This is a genomic window from Amycolatopsis sp. NPDC021455, from assembly GCF_040640995.1.
GTDB lineage: Bacteria > Actinomycetota > Actinomycetes > Mycobacteriales > Pseudonocardiaceae > Amycolatopsis.
This window is the reverse complement of the sequence record NZ_JBFACT010000007.1, coordinates 67,645-86,782: the sequence shown is the minus strand read 5'-3', so window position 1 is coordinate 86,782 and position 19,138 is coordinate 67,645. Positions and strand designations below refer to the sequence as shown.

Here is a 19,138-nt window from a genome sequence, read left to right as displayed (position 1 = left end):
TCAACTCGAATGGGTGACAAGGTGTAGCAAAACTGCCAGTGGTCACGATTCCTCGGGCACGAATTCTGAGATCCGAGCGAGCCGCCATGACCGATGCCCCCGAGTCCTACTTCGAGTCGAACAAGTCCACCCTCCGACTGACCGTCCCGGGCCCCTTCTCGACATCCGGGCAGACTGTCCCGGCGTCCACAGGAGACCGGGCGGTGCTGCGCCGAGCTCAGCTCGGCGCAGCATTCGCCGTCGCGGCCCACTTCAGCACGAACCAGGACCCTGCGTTGGTCAGCATGCCGACCGGCAGCGGAAAAAGCGCGGTGATGACGCTGCTCCCCTTCCTGCTCGGATCCGAACGCGTCCTCATCGTCACGCCTTCCCGACTGCTGCGCGAGCAACTTGAAAGCGAATTCACCTTGCTCCGGGTGCTCCGTCGCGCGGGTGTCATCGCCGCCGACTTGCCCGGGCCACGGACGATCTCGGTGACCAAACGCAGGCAGCAGGACTCGGATTGGGAGAAGCTACGGGCATTCGACGTCATCATCGGGACACCCAGCGTCCTGTCACCAGCGCACAAGAACGTCGTCCCGCCCCCTCCCGATCTGTTCGACCTGCTCATCTTCGACGAAGCCCACCACACCCCCGCCCCGACGTACCTGGAACTGCTCAAGACTCTGTCGGACGCGCCCGTCACGCTGGTCACCGCGACGCCGCTTCGCCGGGACAAGCAGCCGATTCCCGCAAGAACCGTGTACTCCTACACCCTCACCCAGGCGCTGGCGGACGGCGTGCTCTCACCTATCGATTTCCTCCCCGTTGACGTCAACAGCCAGGCGACGGCAGAGGAGCGGGATACCGCGTTGGCCAAAGCAACGATCACGCGTGCCTCCTCGAAGGAGCACACCCTCGCAGGCAGCCGGATCATCGCCCGAACGAGCAGCGTCAGCCATGCCGAACAGCTCACCGAGCTCTACCGTGAACACGGCGCCCCCATGGGCCTCATCACCGCAACGACCCCGATGAAGACAGTTCGGACGATCCTGCGGCAGGTCGAAGACGGCACCCTGCGGGGGCTCGTCAGCGTCGGAGTTCTCGGAGAAGGTTTCGACCTCCCGCGCCTGAAGGTCGCCGCATACCATCGGCCACATGCGACTCTGCCGGCGACTCTGCAATTCCTCGGCCGCATTACCCGCATCCTCGCCGACGGTCCGACCGCAGAACTGCTCGCCGTGAAAGAAGACGTCAACGACGAGACAAAAGACCTCTACAACAGCGACGTAGCCTGGGCAACACTCGTGCCGGCGATCGCGGACGCGGCCGTCGCCGATGAAGCCCGTCGCCGAGAGTACCTGCGTTCGTTCGACCCCGAGCCGATCGAACCACTGAGCCTGGCCGGGATCCGGCCCCGCAAGGACGTCCAGGTCTTCAGAACGGAAGGTGGGCCGCTCGACTTCCACACCGAGCTCGTGAAGCTCGGTGACGGAACGGTCATCTACCAAGGCGTGGACTCGGGTGGCGAGGTCTTGGTTGTCGTTACCGAACACCTGATCCGGCCGGAATGGCTTGAGGCCGACACATTGGACCGCTACGGCTACGAGATCCACGTAGCCGTGCACGACCGCACGCACGGGCTGGTGTTCGTCCACGGAACACGCGACCGGACGATTACTGATCTCCTTGCCGCACTGGGGCTGGACGAGCCCCGGCTGATCGATCCCCTGTGGCTCGATCGGTTGATGAACAGCCTGGCCGTCGACAACTACCACTCCGTCGGCATGCGCAGCGCGCGTGCGGCAGGTGGGAGGCTGGCCGCATACCGGATGATGGCCGGCACCCGGGTCGGCGAGGCAGTACTTCCATCGGAGACGCGCTCCTACGGCACGGGTCACGGTATTGCTCGGGTCTACGACCCGATGATCGTCACCGCGGCAATGCTCGCCGGAGACCAGAAGCCGCCGCCGGCGAGCATCACCTCGCTGGGGGTTTCTTACGGCCGAGCCAAGGTCTTCAGCCCGGATCTGGTCGGTCTGATGGAGTTCCGCGACTGGTGCTTCCGGCTTGCCTTCCTGGCTCACGCGGCCGCCGATACCACTCCCTCAGGGCTTCCCGGACTGGCGTTGTTGAGCCCACGCCGACTCGAGCAGTTCCCCGTGGAGCCCTACCTCGCGCACCTTGAGACCAGCACGCTCGGCAACGGATTGCACGTCCGCAGCACCGACTGCAGCCGCGCCTTCGGCCTCGAAGAGCTGGCGCTCGAAGTAGCCCGCGTCAGCAAAACAGAACTCGCGTTACGCGCGCTGGTCGACGGCGAGGTCGTCTGGACCGGACGGCAGACTCTTACCGGCAAGGTCACTGCGGACAACTCCTCCGACCTCCGAGTACTCATTGGGGGCACCTCGCCTGACCTATCGTTCTCCGAGTACCTCACCGAGTTCAGCCCGACTGTCTTCTACACCGACGGCGCCGCCAGCATCGGACCCAACATGTTCCAGCCACAGCCGGAGTACGAGGATCTCGGCACCGACGTGCTGAAGATGTGGGACTTCGATGGCGTCGACATCCGCCGGGAGTCCGATCCTCCTCGCGAGGGGCTCGTCAACATCAAGACCTACACAGCCAAGCAGTACCAGAGCGACCCGGACGTCGAGTTCGTCATCGACGACGACCGAGCCGGCGAGGTCGCCGATCTCGTGGTCATCGGCCGACAAGGCCCGGACGGCCGTCGAGAGGTGTCCCTCGTGCACTGCAAGTTCACGAAGTCCGCTGCTCCCGGCGCTCGAGTCGGTGATCTCTACGAGGTCGCAGCCCAGGCAAGCCGGAGTGTGGCGTGGCTGAGTCCGTCCCGGCTCGCCCGCAGACTGCAGTACCGGCTGCGAGAAGGAAGCACTTTGCTGACCGGGCCAGCCAGTGACCTCGAGCATCTCTTCGACCGATGGCTGAGCGGCGCTGGACAAATCTCGTGGACGATCACGATCGTCCAGCCAGGACTCCTGACTGGGAAGATCAACTCTTCGTCGAACATCAAGACCATCCTCAGCCACACCTTGGACAATGTCAGCCAGTTCAGCGCTGCTCTGACTGTTTACGGCCACGCTTAGACCGGTCTCGGCGAAGCACACCGATCGGAACGTTGTGACGCCGCGTCCGATATGCAAGAAGTACCGGGAATGACACGTAAGGGCGGTCCGCCGCTGTCGCCCCTGACAACTCTAACCTGTGGCCCGAGTCCCAGCACTCCGGGAGCAACTGCCGCAGACGACCGACGAGCGCCTGATCCTTGATCCTAGTCGCGCTGACGAAGCCGCGGATCGAGGTCAGCCGGCCCCGGTACGGACCCCAACCGAGCCCGGTGACGAGGAACCAGCGGTTCGTGCCGTCGGCCCAGACGCCGTCCGTCCAGCAGTGTTTCACAGCTGACGGCGACCTCGACCACGCCGGGCGAGAGCTCCGCGAACGGGTCATTCATCCTCCGAACGTGTGATGAGGATTCACTAGCCATATGGCACGATGTTCTTGTGAAACTCCGCCGGGTCCGCATGCTAGCCAGCATCGCGCTAGCACTCTCAGGCGGAGCGCAAGTCGCTGCCGGCATCGTTGCCAGCTACTTCTGGCAGTTTGCATTTCTACTTGTCACGACACTCAGCATGGCCACCGGCACATGGCTGACGATCAGGCCTACGCAGCCATCAAACACGATCAACCAGCCATTGCATAACCTTTTAAAAAAACTTGTCGACTACTCCAAACGGGGTCAAGATTCGATTGCAGCGCCGACCGGCCAGCGCAACAATAGGATCGCGAAAGCGCATGAAAGATCACCGAATCGTGGTCAGCGAGCGGCCGACCGAGTGGTAGACCTTGTACTACTCGAGGGTGGCCGCCTGATGAGCCGGGGCCCGGTCGTCGACGCCCTCGGCCCAGAGCGTCGACCGGACGTCCTCGGCAGAGAGGCGCCACGCACCGAAGTAACGGGAAACGGAAAGGCCGCGGACGTACTGTAGGTATTTCGCCGCTCGCGCGCATCACCCTCGGCGTCGGGCAACCGGCCGGCTCATCGGGCGAGACCGAGCACGTCCGCGACCATCCACCGGGACAGGCAGCGGCGGTCATCACCGAACCGCTGGGACCGCTTCAGCGGACCGCTGTAGTCAAACATCGTGTCGGTCACCCAGACCTTGATCCGGCGGCTGCCGGCCCCGCTGTTGGGCGAGTTCGCGGCCATCTGCGCCCAGTGGTGCCGGATCTGCGCCTCGAGGAACAGCCGGTCACTGCGCGAATCGCAGAGCAGGACGGCCTGCCCGACGGGGATCCGGTCCACCACCCGCTGGAGCTCGAACTGGGTCCCGGTGTTGCCCGGCTGGTACCCGGACAGGTCCAGCACGGTCAGGTCGACCCGCGCGAGCAGCAGGTCGACCGCCATCCGCCAGAAGCTGCCGTGGCAGAGCACCGACCGGACCGGGTAGCTGCCGTGCGGGTCGTGCACCTTCAGCGGGAGGTCGGTCACCGCGCCCAGCCGGTGGGCGCCCGGGCCCAGCGGAGTGGCGGGCCGGTCGACCAGCCGCTGGCGGAAGACCCGGGGCGAGGTGACGAACATCGTGCCGAGACCACCGGTCCGCCGCGCCTCGCGCAGTTCCGCCGGGCTGACCGAGGCCGCGCTGCGCAGCAGGTGGACGTACCCGACCTCGCGCCAGGCCCCGCGCAGGAAATCCCGCGTCCTGGCCTGGTTGTCGAACAGCCTGAGGTAGGCGATCTTCAGCGGGGCCCGGTTCAGCACGTTGCGCGTGGCGGACACCGGCCCGGCGCCGCGCATCCGCATCTGCCACCGCGGCTCGGCGAACACGACGGTGAGGTCCGGGACGAGGGTGGCCCGGCGACCATCCTCGTCCGGCCCGATCGAGGACAGGTTCGCCGACAGCGCAGGATTCTCCGACCAGGTCCGGACGTGCCGCGCCACCCGCCAGCGGCGCAACCGCCCGCTCAGGGCGATGAGCAGGACGAGCACCACCACCGCGAAGAACAGCGTCAGCCCGGGCACCCAGCCGGACGCGCCAGGCGACTGCCGCGCGGCCAGGACCGCCACCCAGACCACGGCGGTCGCCACCACCAAGGCGACCACGAGCCGCAGCAGGATCCGCTGGACCGCCCGGCCGTGTCCGACGACCTTCTTGAGCAGGGCCAGCTGCCCCGAGGACGGCGGGACGATCAGGGCGGCGAGTCCGGGATCGCGCGCGACACGAGCGCTGACGCCTCGCGCCTTGGCCCAGATGAACGCGTGGACGGCCGCAATGCCGAGCGCCGGCAACAGCCGCGCGATCCCGTACAGCACAACAGCCGTGATGATCAGCCAGGTCACGTCCCCGCGCTTGACGGGCAGTCCCAGTGCGGAGAACAACGAGACCACGAGGCGGGGGCCGAACAGCAGGACGAGAGTCCCGCACCCCGTGCCCAGCACCACGGTGCGCAGATTCGTCCCGACCATCCGCGCGGCATCCGCTTGCGTCTGCCGTTCACGCTCGGCAAGGTCCTCGACCATCGGTTCACCGCCCTCGTACCCGCCGTCTGATCGTAGTCGAGAGCCATCGCCGATTCGTTACACGTTCGTCGCTCGCGGCCACGAACCGACCGGTCCAGACGGGCGACTTTGCCGGACAAATCCCCTTGCTTGGCGCTTCACCAGAACACCGCTCCCCCAATGTATCGGTGCCGAGGTACGGGCGGGTCCACCCGCACAGGAATGGTCGTCGACGGCTGGTTGGCACTGGACGTTCAGCCCGCTCTGTGCCCGAGTCTCCGTATGAGCATGCGCGTTCTGATCGGGAGCGGATTGCTGCGACTTCTGCCGCCGGCGGTATTGATCGGCGCGGCCTGGATGCTGGATGTCGAAGGGTGGCCGATTGTATCCGGCCACAGCTGTCTTGCTGGCGTTCCGACCCGTGCACGCGGGGAATGCGGCGCGCTCGCTGGTCGTGCTCGTCGTGGTCGGACTCGTCGCCATCGGAAGCTCCGGCTGGGTCCCGCCTTTCGGCGAGCCGTGGGAAAATTTCGTCCCGGACTGGCAGCCCGCGAAGACCGTAGTTTATTTCTTGCTCTACTTCCTCCTTGCACTGATGAGCGGTGTTGTCTTCCTGCCCCTGTTCCTGATCATCCGCGCATTGATGAGCTGGGAGAACCGGGCGCGTCAGCGAAGCCGTGACCGCAGGGCCGGGCTCATCGTCGAACGTGTCCTGGACCGCCCCGAAGGCAAGCCGCCACGGTTCTCGCTTTACCTGCGTCCGTTCACCACCGCTGATCGGCTCGGTACCGCCGAGGTCGGCGCGGTGGTCCAGTTCGAGGGCCGGATGGGCGTCGTGAACATCCAGACCGACTTCGAGGCCCTCCTCGCCGTCGCGCTTCCCGCCTCCCGGCCACTGATCGCCGCTGGACGGCCTGATGTATTGTTGACTGCCGCCACCGACCAGCAGGACGGCGAATGGGCTCCTGACATCCCGGGTATCGGCAAGTTTCCCTGCACCGAAGCCGACTGGCGCAGTCGAGTGACCGCAGCCGCCCGAGCAGCCGAGCTGATCGTTGTCATTCCGCTGGACTTCCCCGGCACGCGATGGGAGCTCCAGTGGCTGAAGGAGAACGGGTTTCTCGCCAAATGTGTCTTCCTGATGCCCGCGACACGGCAGGGTAGCCCGGACTACACGAAGCCCTGGCGCAGTGCCCGTGCCGCACTGTCTGCAACGGGCGTCACCCTGCCCGACTACAGCCCGGAAGGTGCTCTCTTCGCCTTCGCCGACGCAGACCTCAGCGTGCCCGTCTCGTTTCCCCTCGCCACAATCGCCCCCACCACCCTGCTCCTGTCACACCACTTCTACCGCCTCAGGCGGACGATCCGCCAAAACGGATCGAAACCCGAGCGCAAGCCCGACGCCGCAACTCGATGAGCTGTGGCTCGAATCAGACCACCCGGTACGTCACCAGCCGTGCCAGGATTCTCACCGATGCACTGCAAGTCCCCGAACGCCAAGTCGACAGCGCCATTCGGCATTCCTGGCGGTGGTAGACGACGCGGCCGACGGCGTTGGCACTCGCGCTGATCGCGATCGCCCAGCGGCCGGTGGTGGCGTGGCGCAGCGCATTGTCGATCGCGTTCGCGACCGCGCGCTCCAACAGGCCGACATCCCATCAATCGTCGGCGTCCAGCTCGATCAGCGGGGAACACTGTTCGTCCGAATTTGGCGGATTCCGCCGTCGAGGCGATAGCAGCGACTACAGGTCGGCCGCTCGGAAGTCTACGGATCGAACGGTCCAACGGCACGAGGGGGCGGTCACCGAGAGCAGTTTGGTCGCCGGGACCTACAACGTACCGCCGCGGCTGGTCACCGTGAACACGGCAACGCTCACCCCGAACACGCAGACGCCGGTTCCCGTCGAGCCGATCCCGGTCGCGTACGACGGGCCAGCCGCGTACTACTACATGTCCAACGGAGGGGTGCTGATCCGCATGACGGCGTGACCGCGAAGGGATACAGTGGACAGCCGACCTCGCTCACTCACCGGGCCTGGTCGGCCAAGTGCCTGGCCAGCGCCGAAGTCGTCTCGTCGAAGGTACGCGAAGGCGGGGTGATGCCGAGAATCCGGTGGTAGATCTCGTACTGAACCGCCAGGATCCGCCAGTAGACGGGTCGATTCGCCGGGGTGAACCCGAACAGCGGGTTGAGCAGGACACCCAGCGAGCGTTCCTCCCGCGTGATGCCGCCGCGCAGCACGCTGTCGAACTCTTCCTTGAACTCCTCACGGGTGGCCAGCCGAGGCCGACCGTCGAGGTCATCGACGATCAAGAAGCGATGCAGGCGCTCGTGGAGCTGCCCGGTCGTCAAGCCCTGCAGCCAGTGCACCGGCGGGTTTCGATAGCGCTCGTACCGCCAGCACTCGACCTCCGGCTCGTAGGGCAAGGCCGGGGTCGTCTGGGCCAGCACACGATGCCAAGTCGCCGCCGCCGCGGCCGACCGGAGAAGCTCTTCCTCGCGTGCGCTGACGGTCCCCGACGCAACCTCGAGGAAAGCCAACGGCGCGAGCAGGTCGTAGGCCAGGTCGCGAACGATTCCGCCCGTGCTGGGCAGCCACTGAAACCTGTCGGTCCGGGTGAGTTCCAGCGCGGCCCAGGCGCCGGGGGTGGCGAGCAGTTCGATGGCCGCCACCGCTCGCGCGGCCAGCTCGGCGACCTCGGGCACCGGCGGCAGGCGCGGAACGAAACCGGTCAGGCCGTCGACCACGGAGCCGTCCACGCTGCCGCGCCGGCCCTCCGCTAGGCGGCCTGCCCACCGCACCAACTCGTCGGCCGACCAGAAGTTCGCACCGAGCCGGACGTACTCCGGCAATCCGGCCATCGAGCCGATCGACTGCAGCACCAGGTAAGACACAGGGATGTTCGCCGACCGGGAGAACCCGATCTCGTAGGGCACCCACCACGACCCCACCGTGGCGGAGCTCAGCAGGCCGAGCAGGTGCGTGCAGTGTCGGACCCCGCGCTCGATCGCGTGCACCAGCTGCTGGTCACCAACCATGCCAAGCGCGGCGGCCGCCTGGCTGTCCACGTCGTCGCGGTCGAACCAGTAGCGCACGCCCAGCTGGGCCAGCACCGCGGTCACCGCCTCGGCCAGTGGCTTGTCGAGGTTGCGATGGGAGACGAACACCCGGGGCAGGGCGGGCAGCGCGCTGGCCGGCACGTCCACCGACGAGTAGACATTGAACCGCTCATCTGGATTCATCACGCCCCCGTTTCGCTCCCCCGCGCCGGTCAGGTCGGAGATCACCACCGGCGTGTTACGACCAACAGCATCGCATCGGCCGCGGACCAGCCTAGAGTGAGCCGGTGCCCCAGTTCCTGTCCCGCTACTTCCGGGCGAAGCCGATCGACGTCCAGGCCGTCCGCAGTAGCCTGTGGACCCCGGTCGACGAGACGGCCTACACCGGCGAGAAGGCCGCCTACCAGGCCGCGATCCTCGACCAGTACAAGATGTACGTCGAAATGGCCGACCGCATCAGCGCCCGGCGGGCGCTGGCCAACGGGTTCTTCCTGAGCCTGAACACCGCAACCCTGACGGCAGCCGGTGCGTTGTGGGGATCGAAGTTCCTGACGTCGTCGCTGCTGGTCCTGCCGCTGTGCCTGCTCCTGGCACAGACCGCGGCCTGGTTCTGGATCGTCCGGTCGTACCGTCAGCTCAACTCAGCCAAGTACATCGTGGTCGGGATGCTCGAGGAGCAGCTGCCCGCGTCCCCGTACTGGCGTGCGGAGTGGCAGGCGCTCGGCGAGGGCAAGGACAAAGCGCTGTACTGGCCGCTCACCCATCTGGAGCAGTGGCTGCCGGTAATCCTCGCTGTAGTGTATGTCCTCGGGTTCCTCGTCGCACTGGTCTACCCACATTGAGCCGCCGAGCGCCGTAACGGCTCCTGGCGGTCGCGGACGTGCTAGCGCGCGGCAGTCGGTGCCGGAACAGCCACACGCTGGCCGCTGACGCGGTCCGGACCTCACTGATGTTGCCTTCGAAGGGCTGGCGGATCGTGACCACGTGCGGCAGTGCGCACACAGATCGGATCTAATACTACGATGGTTCGAATGACGACCGGTGAGGCCAAGCACGTCTTTGTGTCCTACGTGCGCGAAGACGAAGAGCGGGTCGACAAACTGTGCGCCGCCCTGACGGCCGCCCAGATCCCATACTGGCGGGACCGCACCTCCCTTGCACCGGGCGATCAGTGGCGACAGAAAGTTCGCGAGGCCATCCGTTCCGAGGCTCTCATCTTCCTAGCGTGCTTCTCCGAGCAGTCCCGTGCCAAGCCGAAATCGTACATGAACGAGGAACTCACTCTCGCGGTCGAAGAGTTTCGCCAGTACCCACCCGAAACAACTTGGCTGATTCCGGTCCGCTTTGACGATGGAGAAATCCCCGCGTGGGACCTCGGCGCAGGCCGGACGCTTGGCGACCTCAACTACGCCGACCTGTTCGGCGATCGGTACCTCACCAATATGGTCAGCCTGATGACGTCGATCAATACGATCATGGGCCCCACCGGTCCGGATCCCGCTACCGTACGCGCCTCAGTCGAGGAAGCCGAGGCCAGCGACAGAGTTGCCGCCCTCCGCCGACTCACCAAGGAAATGGTTGTCGATTCCCGGCGGCGCATCGAACTGGATGACCTCATCTCGCAGGAAGCCCGCGGCATCCTCACGGCACTTCGAGACGAGACGAAGTACCCGCCGCTCCTGCCCGACGGTAGCGACGAGGACCGGTTGGTCCGCTGCGCGGAGATCGTCTCGGCGTCCTGGCAGCTCGTCGAACCGTTCGTGACCTCGCTCCAGATTGCGGCCCGCTGGGCTGACGGTCACACCCTCATGCCCTGGATATCGGCGCTTAAGGCCATCACAGGCGAAGCCCTCAAGCCACAAGGCGGCAACACTACTCTGCTCGGTCTCAGGCACGCACCCGCCCTCGCCGCAACGTTCACGGCAGCCTTTGCCGCAACCGGGCAGGGCCGATGGGATAATCTCAAGGCCCTACTGGTCGACGCGACCGTTCCGAAGAGGTACGGCGGCGGTCGCGAACCGCTCATCGACGCGGAGAATCCCTGGACACCATTCGAAGACTGGCAGCATTTGCTCCCGAACCTGGTAGCTAGAGCCGCCAAGACGGGCGAGGATCCACGAACCGCCCTGAACGTTTTTAAGCAGAAACAGCAAGGTAAATACCACACACCTGTAGCCGAATGGCTGCATGCCGTCATTCGCAGTCATTTTCTCGAACAGTTCGCCGACGACTCAGCGTACGATGACGCCTTCGGTAGAACCGAGGTCATACTTGGCCTCATCTCCCAAGACCTACAAAATGCGCGGGCTGCCGCCAACCCAGAACGGGTTTCCGTGAGACATTCCAGGTGGTTTGGTCGCTCCGCTTGGCAAGCCAACTACGGCGGCGGCATGCTCGCCATCATCTCCTCGGAGATTGACGACGCAGGATCGTCATGGGCACCGCTCGCCACAGGTCTTTTCGGCGGCGAACTCGCCCGAGCCCAGACCGCGGCAAAAGACTACGCGGAAGACTTCCGCAGATTCCGCCATTGGTAGGAAAATCTTTCGTCAGCGGTAAGCGAGCAGCTGCGCGAACCCGCTCATGACGACGCACCCTCAGTCGACTTCGTTTGATCCTCTGGCCGAGTCACATGACGGTCAGCCGCCGGTAGTCGGCGACGCTGGGACTTCGGCGGGCAAGCCCAGCAACTCGGCAGTTGCTAAGACCAGCTCGCTGGTGGCACAGCATTCACTGCCGGAAACCCCCGCATACCGGAACGCCAGCCGTAGTACGCCACTCACGTCGAGGTCGATCGGTGTCGGCGCGCCGTAGGCCACCTGCTTGCTGAAGACCCGGCGGCCGTCAGCGAAGATCTCCATCTGGATCTTCAGAGAGGAGTCAACCGCGTTGTCGTCAATGCCAGCGGTCGCGGTGAACCGGCGGAATCCCTTGCTGATGTTGTACTCAATCCCTTGGGGGGGCGTGTCGCGCCGCACGTCATTCCCCAGCGCGTGGAGGTAGTTCTTGCCCGCGATGTCGGCGTTTTGGATCCTGGAGTTCCACTCGCCGGACGCGGGTTGGACGGAGTCGAGGTAGATCAGCTGGGCCTGCCGGGCCACTGTCAGAATCACCGTGCCGCCAATCGCCGCACCGGCCGCCGGTTCCTGGGCGATCACCGTGCCGTCGGTGGCGGTCGCGTCGATCTTGTCCTCGATGACCGGCTGGATGCCCGGCAGGGCGTCCTGGGCGTCGGCGAGCTTCTTGCCGACCACGTTCGGCATCACGCTGGGTTTAGCCCTGGTGGTCACCGTCGGCGAGTCGCTCGCGGACCCGGCGGTCGTTGGGGCCGCAGTGGAACCCGACACCGCACTGATGTTCTGCGTCGGCCGGGAGACGAACCAGCCGCCGGCCAACAGTGCCAGGACGACGGCGAAGACCAGTGCGACCCGGGTATCGCGGACATTGTGTTTCGGCATTGTCCGTCCGATAGGCCGAACCGACGTGACAGGTCCTCGCGGCGAGCCCGCAGCAATGCCTGACGTCGTTTCCGTGCCCGGCGCTTCCCGGCCGTCATGGCTCCTGCGGCGGTGGAGGTGGGCCTGGAGGGCATCCATCCAGCGTGGTTGGTCTAGCTTGGCGGTAAACATGGCGTGGAGGTGCTCGTCGACGGGCTGCAGCTCCGACGTGGCCGCGGTGGCGGCTAGCCCATGGGGGTCGAGTTCCGGCAGTGGGGCAGCGAGTAGGTCAAGGTCGTCTTGTCCGAGTTGCGGAGCCGGTCTCGTCCCGGCGTCACCGGTCATGATCCGTCCCTGACCTCGGGCGGCCGTCGCGCCGCACGACGCGGCCGCCTCGTCGCGACGAGGCGACGGAGCAGATTCCAGCGCGACCCGGTGATCCGGGCATTCCGGTTGCGACTCGCCGCCGCGGCGGTACTGGACGTAGTTGCCGTCAACTGGGCATTGGTTGCGGACAGGTGCGTTGGCACTTTGCGATGTCCGTGCTTGCATTGGCCGGAATTCGGGATCGGCAAGCAAGTCCACCAGCCACGTACCGAGGTGGACGGCGGACACCAAGACGTCGCGAATGCCGGCGATCGGCGTCGGATGCGCGATGAGCAACTCCCGGAGGATTCGGTCGACGTCGTCGTGCTCTGGAGTCAGGTGCGCCAGCTCCGAGCGCGCAACACGGGCGGCTTCCATGATGCCGTCGCGGTGTTCCGCAGCGAATATGTAGGCCGCTGGGTCGGCGACGAGCAGATTGGTGCTGGCAAGCCCGTTGGCCAGGAGCGCGGCGAGAACCCGGACGTCCCCGGCGGCGAGGTCGGCTACCTGCTCGGGCCGGACTGTGGCGTGCACCCAGGGCAGCGTCCATTGCTCGTAGTCTTCAGGGTTCCCGTGCAGCGGCAGCACCGACAGCTGGGCGCGACCGTAGGGCAGCAGATCCCGGCTCGTGCTCGCGGCATTCAAAGCAGCGGCCCGGGCACCGTGGCAGTCGAGCACCACCGCGTCGGGCAGGTGTGCCACGGCGATCGCCCGACTCGGGTCGCCCGGCCGCCCGCCTCGGATGACCACAACCTCATAGACTGCCTGCCAGCGCTCGGCGCAGTCCTCGATGAAATCAGCGACGCCGTCAGCGTATGCGCAAGCCCACTCCTCAAGGTTACTGGGCAGCCGATCGGCGGTTCCGCCGACGATGACGTCGACCGAGCGGCCGCCTGGAAGTCTCACATGGCGGGCGGCGTCGAGCGGTTCGAGCCGATCGGCGATGAGAGCGGCGACGCCGCCCGGCTCGCCCGACGGGCGCCAGTCGACATACAGGACCCGATAGCCCCACCGGGCTAGCAGGGCCGCGACATCGTAGGACAGTCGGTCGAAGGGACTGCCTGGCTCTTCCGTAGTGAACGTGAAGATCATGGCTGGTACACCGGAAAGGGGATCGGAGACTGTGGGGCAGCGGCCGGGACTTCGCAGGCCGGGAAGTCCGGCTGCCACGGTGGCACCCGGGCGAGCAGCTTGGCCAGCTCGATGGCCATCGCACACGTCTCGTCGTGCAGATCCGCCTGCCGTTGGGATCCCTCGAACGAAGGGAAGGGGTTGGAGACCTTGTGCATTGGGCGGCCTTGGCGCTGCTTGGCCTCCTCAGGGAAGGTTTCGCCATCGGAGTAGATCAGCGGGTACACCAGCTGAGTCACCCCGCCGAGGGCGTGTTCCCGAGCGGCCATGGTACCCAGCTCCGCCAGGCACCACGGCGAAGTGAAGTAGGGAGGCGACCAGACAGAAATGAGCATCTTACTGCGGGCCAGAGCCTGCTGAAGCGCCGTCGGCCAGTGCACGCCGGTCTCGGCGCGCGTGTCGATGTACACCGCAGTCCGGCCGACCTGATCGGCCAGGCAGTCCTCCAGCATCCGGTGGAAGTGCTGCTGCACCCACCGGGCCACGTTGCCCGGCCCGGACCGACGGTAGCTGAGGAAGACATCGTATTGGTAGCCGTCCAGCAGTGGTGCCAAGCCCGGCTGGCCATTCGGATCGGACACGGACACACAGTCGCGGGTGACCGGGCTTCTGTTACGTCAGAGCGCCGCCGCGACGATCACTCATCTGTCGCAACTCCAACGCTTGCCGCGCCTGGCACAGACAACAGCTTCGGTGGTAAAAGAGGGCATTGCGCGCGAAAACGGTCGCGCGAAAGAAATTTGCTACCGGCGAGAACAGAAATCACGACTCCGCCGTCTTGATGCTCCTCGCTGGGCTGGCCGGGCGGCCTTGCCGGCGGGTACTACAAGCGCACGAAGCCGGTGTCGCGGCTGCCGTCAGCGGTCGCGGAGGCGGCGCGAGACCAGCCGAATCCACGGCCGTGTACATCCTCGGCTTCCTCGTCGCGGTCGTCCTGCCGGATTGACCCACGTGATGCCGTAACTGTTCTCGGCATCACGGCAACCTCCTCCTCGATGTCCCAGGGCTGAGAAGGGACGTCTTGACGCAGGCCACGGCAATGCACATCTCGCGGACCTGGGGGTCGACGCCGAAGTTAACCCGTCCGGAGGAACGGATCAGGCGATCGTCGCGGTGTCGGCCATACTGCGAGTGACAGCGCGTGACGAACGGCGGTGCACGCGCATTGGGAGGCCCGGCTGGTGCTGGTGCAGGTCGGTCCGGTGAATGTCGATGCTCTACCCAATATCGGTGAAGAACGCGAACTGGATCAAATGGTCCGCGATCGAGGCGCCAGCGCGGCTGAGCGAGATCTCCACCGCATCGCACTCAGGCGTGTCGTATCACCGGACTCATCGCATCGTTGCCGCGCCGGCAGCCGAACGGTAGGCCCGCCGGCTGCCCCGACCACCTCCTGATCAGCGAGCACGAAGCCATCGAACAGGCCGTGCGGCGCCTCGCGGACGCCGGACGGGGTAGTCTGGGCGCCACCGGGAGCGAGGAATGACATGGCCGCGATCTTCATCAGCCACCGCAACGCCGACGCCGTGTTGGCCGAGCGCCTCGGGGCGGACCTGCGTGCCACCGGCCATGAGGTCTGGCTGGACGCTTGGGAAGTCAGCCTCGGCGATTCGATCGTTGAGAAGATCAGCAGCGGTCTTTCCACCACCACCCACGTCGTGCTCTGCTTCTCGAGCTCGGGGTCGGCCAGTCCCTGGATGGGCCGGGAATGGATGTCAGCGCTGGCCCGCCAGCTCAATGGCGAGGGTATCCGCCTGCTGCCGGTGCGGCTAACCGGTGGCACACCGCCACCGATCCTCGCGGACATCAAGTACGCCGACCTGACTTCGGATTGGGCCGGCGGACTGGTTACCCTCTGCGCGGCACTCAGGTGACGATGGATCAGCAGTCCGTCTATGTTGTGTGCGCCGAAGGCGAAGAACATCTCGCCGAAGAAGTGGCGGCGCCCCTTCGTGCCGCGGGTTACGATGTCGCGCACAGCGGGACCGTGCAAGTCGGGGAGTCGGTGACCGGCACGGCCTCGAAGATCCTCGGGACCGGGGCGCCAATCGTCGTATGCGGAACTACCAGGTCCGTGGGCAGCAGGTGGTCGCACCAGATCGTCGAAGCGTGCCGTTCCCGCGGCCGATCGCGGGTATTCGTGGTACAGATGGAAAAGAGCGCCTACGTCGAGCAGCTGGCCCTGCAGACCAAGGTCGCCCGCCACTGCGACGACCCCGCCGCTGCGCTGCAAGCCTTGCTCGAGGCGCTGAGCGAGCATTTTCCCCCGGCGCCTCCGGCCACGCACGATATTTCCGCGGACCATGTCAGCGTCCGCCATTTCCTCGACCAGACGACCGGCGAGACGGTGTTCGACTTCGCCGCGCTCCAACGGTTCCGCGACGAGTTACGCGAGGACGCCACGGCGCTCCACCCCGCGGACCTGAGCCCCTGGGAGTTCCTCGAGCGGGCCGAGGTGTTGTCCGGCAGAGAGCTGACACGCACCGGTATGCTTCTCTTTGGCCGCCGTCCGACATCCACGTGTCCTACGGCCATTGTCAAGTGCGTCCGGTACCACGGAGCCGATCAGACGGCACGGCGGGATATCGAAACCTTCGAAGGCACCATCCAGGAGCAAGTCATCGCCGCGCACGCCTTCGTCGCGCGGCACGTCCAGCGTGGTGAGCGGCCGAGCGATACCCAGGCCCAGGCGGTCACCGAATACGGCTATCCAATGGTCGCAGTGCGGGAAGTGGTCGCCAACGCCTTAGTCCATCGCGACTATTCGCGGCCCGACGCATGCGTGCACGTCCGGCTGTTCGAGGACAGGCTAGAGGTCAGCAGCCCCGGCGACTGGCTCGGCCGAGAGCTACCGGTCGGTGTGCCCCGTGAGCTGGGTGAGTTCGCAGGCCATTCGCTTAAGCGTAATTTTCGGCTCGCGCACATCCTGTCATGGGTCCGCCTCGTTGAGGGCGAGGGCAGTGGCATCCCTTCGGCTCTGCGCGACTGCGTCCGTCATGGCAGTTCGCCGCCGGTGGTGGTGCAGGAGCAGGGGTTCATCACCGTTACGCTCCGCCCTGCCTCGTCCGAGGAGCGGTCCGGACGGGCGGTCCTGCGGCCACCAGTCCCGGCGGGCTTGCCAGCAAACACCACAGGCTTCGTGGGACGCGAGCGGGAGCTCGACATCCTCGAACGGTTTCTCGGCGATTCCGGAGACCCGGCGTCAGTGGTGGTCATCAGCGGCATGGCCGGAGTCGGCAAGACCTCGCTGGCGATCCGGTGCGCCCACCGGGCCGCCGCAGTGTTCCCCGACGGTCAGCTCTACGTCCAGCTCGGGCGAGGTGAGTCGCCCGCGGCTGAACCAGCGGACGTCCTGGTCCAGTTCCTGCTGGCGCTGGGCGTGCCAACCACTGCGATCCCTGATTCGCTGAACGCCCGCGCGATGCTTTACCGCAGCTCGCTCGCCGGTCGCAAAATCCTCGTCCTACTAGACGAGGCCGAATCCATGGACCAGGTCGTCCCGCTTCTACCCGGCGCGCACGGATGTCAAGCAATCGTGACCAGCCGTTCGAGCCTTAGCGGCCTCGTGGCCCGGTACGGTGCCCACCGGCTGGACCTCCCGACGTTCGACACGTCCGCCGCGATGGACCTTCTCGAACGACGCCTCGGAGCCGAGCGCATCGGCGCGGAACCGGAGGCTGCACGGCAAGTCGCCGCGTACTGCGGCGGGCTCCCCCTCGCACTATCCCTCGCGGCCGAGCGAGCCGCGGCACGACCTCAGCTACCACTTTCCGCGCTTGCGGATTCATTGGCCAACGAGGCCAGCCGCTTCGAAATGCTGGCCACCACAGACGACAGAGTGAGCGTGGCCACGGTGTTCTCCTGGACTTACGATGCCCTCGGTGAGCAGACGGCAAGGGTCTTCCGCCTCATGGGGATCCTCCCGGGCAACGACATCGACCAGCGCGCGGTGGCCGCCCTAACCGGGTTGGATTCCCATGCGACCCGTCGAGCGCTAGACGAGCTCTATGCCGCCCATTTGCTAATCGAACACGAACCGGGACGATACAGCTTTCACGACCTCGTTCGGCTCTACGCCAGGCAAGTGGCGGCGCGGCAAGAGCCGGAAGTCGAACAGCGTGCAGCGATGAGCCGGATCATCAAGCACTACGTCGAGCGTGAGGAGAACGCCGAACGGCAACCGACACCAGTTGAGATACAGGCGTTGCTGGCGACAATCAAATACGCCGTGCAGCATGATGAGGTTCGCGAGGTTGAAGCGCCCCAACGGGACCCTTTTTCAGAAGCAGCCCTACAGCTCCGACGTGTAGAATCGCGCAAAGATCAACTGCGAGAGGTGGGCGGGACCTCCGAGTCGATCCATCACAGTACGCTTACAGCGCACGGAGCGACGAGCCAGCAAACACGTGTGCTGGACGACGACGTCAGCTATGACCAGCTGCGTCAGCTCGTCGGCCTCGTCGACCACGACGCCTCGACCGACCCCTTCCCGGTCAAGGCCATGGACGCGGTGGTGTTCATCGCCGGCAACGCCACCCAGACCGCCTGGTACTACCAGATCGCGTTCGGGATGCAGCTCGTCGCCTACTCCGGCCCGGAGACCGGCGTCTACGAGCGCAAGTCCTACGTGCTGAAGTCCGGCTCCGCCCGGTTCGTCATCACCGGCGGGGTGAAGCCGGACTCGCCACTGCTCGACCACCACCGCAAGCACGGCGACGGCGTCATCGACCTGGCGCTGGAGACCACCGACGTCGACAAGTGCGTCGAGCACGCCCGCGCGCAGGGCGCCACCATCCTCGAGGAGCCGCACGACGTCTCCGACGAGCACGGCACCGTCCGCATGGCCGCCATCGCGACCTACGGCGAAACCCGCCACTCGCTGGTCGACCGCTCGCGCTACACCGGCGTCTACCTGCCCGGCTACGAGCCGCGCGAGAGCACGATCAAGCGGCCCGAAGGCGCGCCGAAGCGGCTGTTCCAGGCCGTCGACCACTGCGTCGGCAACGTCGAGCTCGGCAAGATGGACTACTGGGTCGACTGGTACCACCGCGTCATGGGCTTCGTGAACATGGCGGAGTTCGTCGGCGACGACATCGCCACCGAGTACTCGGCGCTGATGAGCAAGGTCGTCTCGAACGGCAACCACCGGGTCAAGTTCCCGCTGAACGAGCCCGCCGTGGCGAAGAAGAAGTCGCAGATCGACGAGTACCTCGAGTTCTACGACGGCGCCGGCTGCCAGCACATCGCGCTGGCCACCAACGACATCATCGCCACCGTGACGGCCATGCGCGCCGCCGGCGTCGAGTTCCTCGACACCCCGGACTCCTACTACGACGACCCCGAGCTGCGCGCCCGGATCGGCAACGTCCGCGTGCCGATCGAGGTGCTCAAGGAGCACAGCATCCTGGTCGACCGCGACGAGGACGGCTACCTGCTGCAGATCTTCACCAAGCCGATCGGCGACCGCCCGACCGTCTTCTACGAGCTGATCGAGCGGCACGGCTCGCTGGGCTTCGGCAAGGGCAACTTCAAGGCGCTGTTCGAGGCGAACGAACGCGAACAAGATCGCCGCGGCAACCTTTAACGCCGAGAATCTAGCGGCGCAAAGGCTAATAGGATCGCTACTGCGATGTGAGATAT

Annotated in this window: 12 protein-coding genes and 1 pseudogene; 8 read left to right on the top strand and 5 right to left on the bottom strand. The window is 65.9% G+C overall.

Going from position 1 to position 19,138, the window contains the following annotated elements:
• Window positions 1–86: 86 nt before the first annotated feature.
• Window positions 87–3,089, top strand: a complete 3,003-nt coding sequence (locus tag AB0G28_RS12605) for a DEAD/DEAH box helicase family protein (RefSeq protein WP_361087083.1) — start codon at window positions 87–89, stop codon at window positions 3,087–3,089.
• A gap of 953 nt (window positions 3,090–4,042) precedes the next feature.
• Here the strand turns inward: AB0G28_RS12605 and AB0G28_RS12600 are convergent.
• Window positions 4,043–5,524 carry a hypothetical protein gene (locus AB0G28_RS12600; protein WP_361087081.1) on the bottom strand — a complete coding sequence of 494 codons (1,482 nt, stop codon included), beginning with the start codon at window positions 5,522–5,524 and terminating at the stop codon, window positions 4,043–4,045.
• Between the two features lie 343 nt (window positions 5,525–5,867).
• Between AB0G28_RS12600 and AB0G28_RS12595 the strand changes: the two genes are divergently transcribed.
• Window positions 5,868–6,920, top strand: coding sequence for a hypothetical protein (locus AB0G28_RS12595; protein WP_361087078.1), 1,053 nt, complete (start codon window positions 5,868–5,870; stop codon window positions 6,918–6,920).
• A gap of 13 nt (window positions 6,921–6,933) precedes the next feature.
• Here AB0G28_RS12595 and AB0G28_RS12590 read toward each other — a convergent pair whose 3' ends face one another.
• A complete protein-coding gene (locus AB0G28_RS12590) occupies window positions 6,934–7,146 on the bottom strand; it encodes a hypothetical protein (RefSeq protein WP_361087075.1) in 213 nt (70 codons plus the stop codon).
• A 172-nt stretch (window positions 7,147–7,318) separates the two neighbouring features.
• On the opposite strand from AB0G28_RS12590, the gene AB0G28_RS12585 reads away from it, so the two are divergent.
• Window positions 7,319–7,492 (top strand): hypothetical protein, encoded by a 174-nt coding sequence (locus tag AB0G28_RS12585; protein WP_361087072.1) that lies wholly within the window; start codon window positions 7,319–7,321, stop codon window positions 7,490–7,492.
• A 37-nt stretch (window positions 7,493–7,529) separates the two neighbouring features.
• Here the strand turns inward: AB0G28_RS12585 and AB0G28_RS12580 are convergent, their stop codons facing one another.
• Window positions 7,530–8,747, bottom strand: coding sequence for a toll/interleukin-1 receptor domain-containing protein (locus AB0G28_RS12580; protein ID WP_361087069.1), 1,218 nt, complete (start codon window positions 8,745–8,747; stop codon window positions 7,530–7,532).
• A gap of 104 nt (window positions 8,748–8,851) precedes the next feature.
• On the opposite strand from AB0G28_RS12580, the gene AB0G28_RS12575 reads away from it, so the two are divergent.
• Both AB0G28_RS12575 and AB0G28_RS12570 read left to right on the top strand, forming a co-directional pair.
• Window positions 8,852–9,406: a hypothetical protein gene (locus tag AB0G28_RS12575; protein WP_361087067.1), complete on the top strand. Its 555-nt coding sequence runs from the start codon at window positions 8,852–8,854 to the stop codon at window positions 9,404–9,406.
• 189 nt (window positions 9,407–9,595) lie between these two features.
• The gene (locus AB0G28_RS12570; protein WP_361087064.1) at window positions 9,596–11,101 is read left to right on the top strand and encodes a toll/interleukin-1 receptor domain-containing protein; all 1,506 of its coding nucleotides are present in this window, start codon (window positions 9,596–9,598) and stop codon (window positions 11,099–11,101) included.
• A 102-nt stretch (window positions 11,102–11,203) separates the two neighbouring features.
• Here the strand turns inward: AB0G28_RS12570 and AB0G28_RS12565 are convergent, their stop codons facing one another.
• Window positions 11,204–13,459, bottom strand: coding sequence for an NPCBM/NEW2 domain-containing protein (locus tag AB0G28_RS12565; protein ID WP_361087062.1), 2,256 nt, complete (start codon window positions 13,457–13,459; stop codon window positions 11,204–11,206).
• Entirely contained in the window at window positions 13,456–14,079 is a 624-nt protein-coding gene (locus AB0G28_RS12560; RefSeq protein ID WP_361087059.1) for a TIR domain-containing protein, read from the bottom strand. The genes AB0G28_RS12565 and AB0G28_RS12560 overlap by 4 nt, the downstream gene beginning before the upstream one ends.
• A 906-nt stretch (window positions 14,080–14,985) precedes the next feature.
• On the opposite strand from AB0G28_RS12560, the gene AB0G28_RS12555 reads away from it, so the two are divergent.
• From AB0G28_RS12555 to hppD, 3 genes and pseudogenes are all read left to right on the top strand, one after another.
• The gene (locus AB0G28_RS12555) at window positions 14,986–15,372 is read left to right on the top strand and encodes a toll/interleukin-1 receptor domain-containing protein (RefSeq protein WP_361087056.1); all 387 of its coding nucleotides are present in this window, start codon (window positions 14,986–14,988) and stop codon (window positions 15,370–15,372) included.
• 2 nt (window positions 15,373–15,374) lie between these two features.
• Window positions 15,375–17,360, top strand: a pseudogene (locus AB0G28_RS12550) (NB-ARC domain-containing protein); the annotation flags it as partial.
• A gap of 546 nt (window positions 17,361–17,906) precedes the next feature.
• Complete coding sequence (gene hppD / locus AB0G28_RS12545) at window positions 17,907–19,082, top strand: 4-hydroxyphenylpyruvate dioxygenase (protein WP_361087459.1); 1,176 nt, start codon at window positions 17,907–17,909, stop codon at window positions 19,080–19,082.
• The last annotated feature ends 56 nt before the right edge of the window (window positions 19,083–19,138 follow it).

What these genes read in the sequence shown, in the direction of transcription:
- AB0G28_RS12595 (WP_361087078.1), top strand. Translation starts at nt 5,868, where the DNA reads ATGTCGAAGGGTGGCCGATTGTATCCGGCCACAGCTGTCTTGCTGGCG.
- AB0G28_RS12580 (WP_361087069.1), bottom strand. Translation starts at nt 8,747, where the DNA reads ATGAATCCAGATGAGCGGTTCAATGTCTACTCGTCGGTGGACGTGCCG.
- AB0G28_RS12570 (WP_361087064.1), top strand. Translation starts at nt 9,596, where the DNA reads ATGACGACCGGTGAGGCCAAGCACGTCTTTGTGTCCTACGTGCGCGAA.
- AB0G28_RS12600 (WP_361087081.1), bottom strand. Translation starts at nt 5,524, where the DNA reads ATGGTCGAGGACCTTGCCGAGCGTGAACGGCAGACGCAAGCGGATGCC.
- AB0G28_RS12605 (WP_361087083.1), top strand. Translation starts at nt 87, where the DNA reads ATGACCGATGCCCCCGAGTCCTACTTCGAGTCGAACAAGTCCACCCTC.
- AB0G28_RS12555 (WP_361087056.1), top strand. Translation starts at nt 14,986, where the DNA reads ATGGCCGCGATCTTCATCAGCCACCGCAACGCCGACGCCGTGTTGGCC.
- AB0G28_RS12565 (WP_361087062.1), bottom strand. Translation starts at nt 13,459, where the DNA reads ATGATCTTCACGTTCACTACGGAAGAGCCAGGCAGTCCCTTCGACCGA.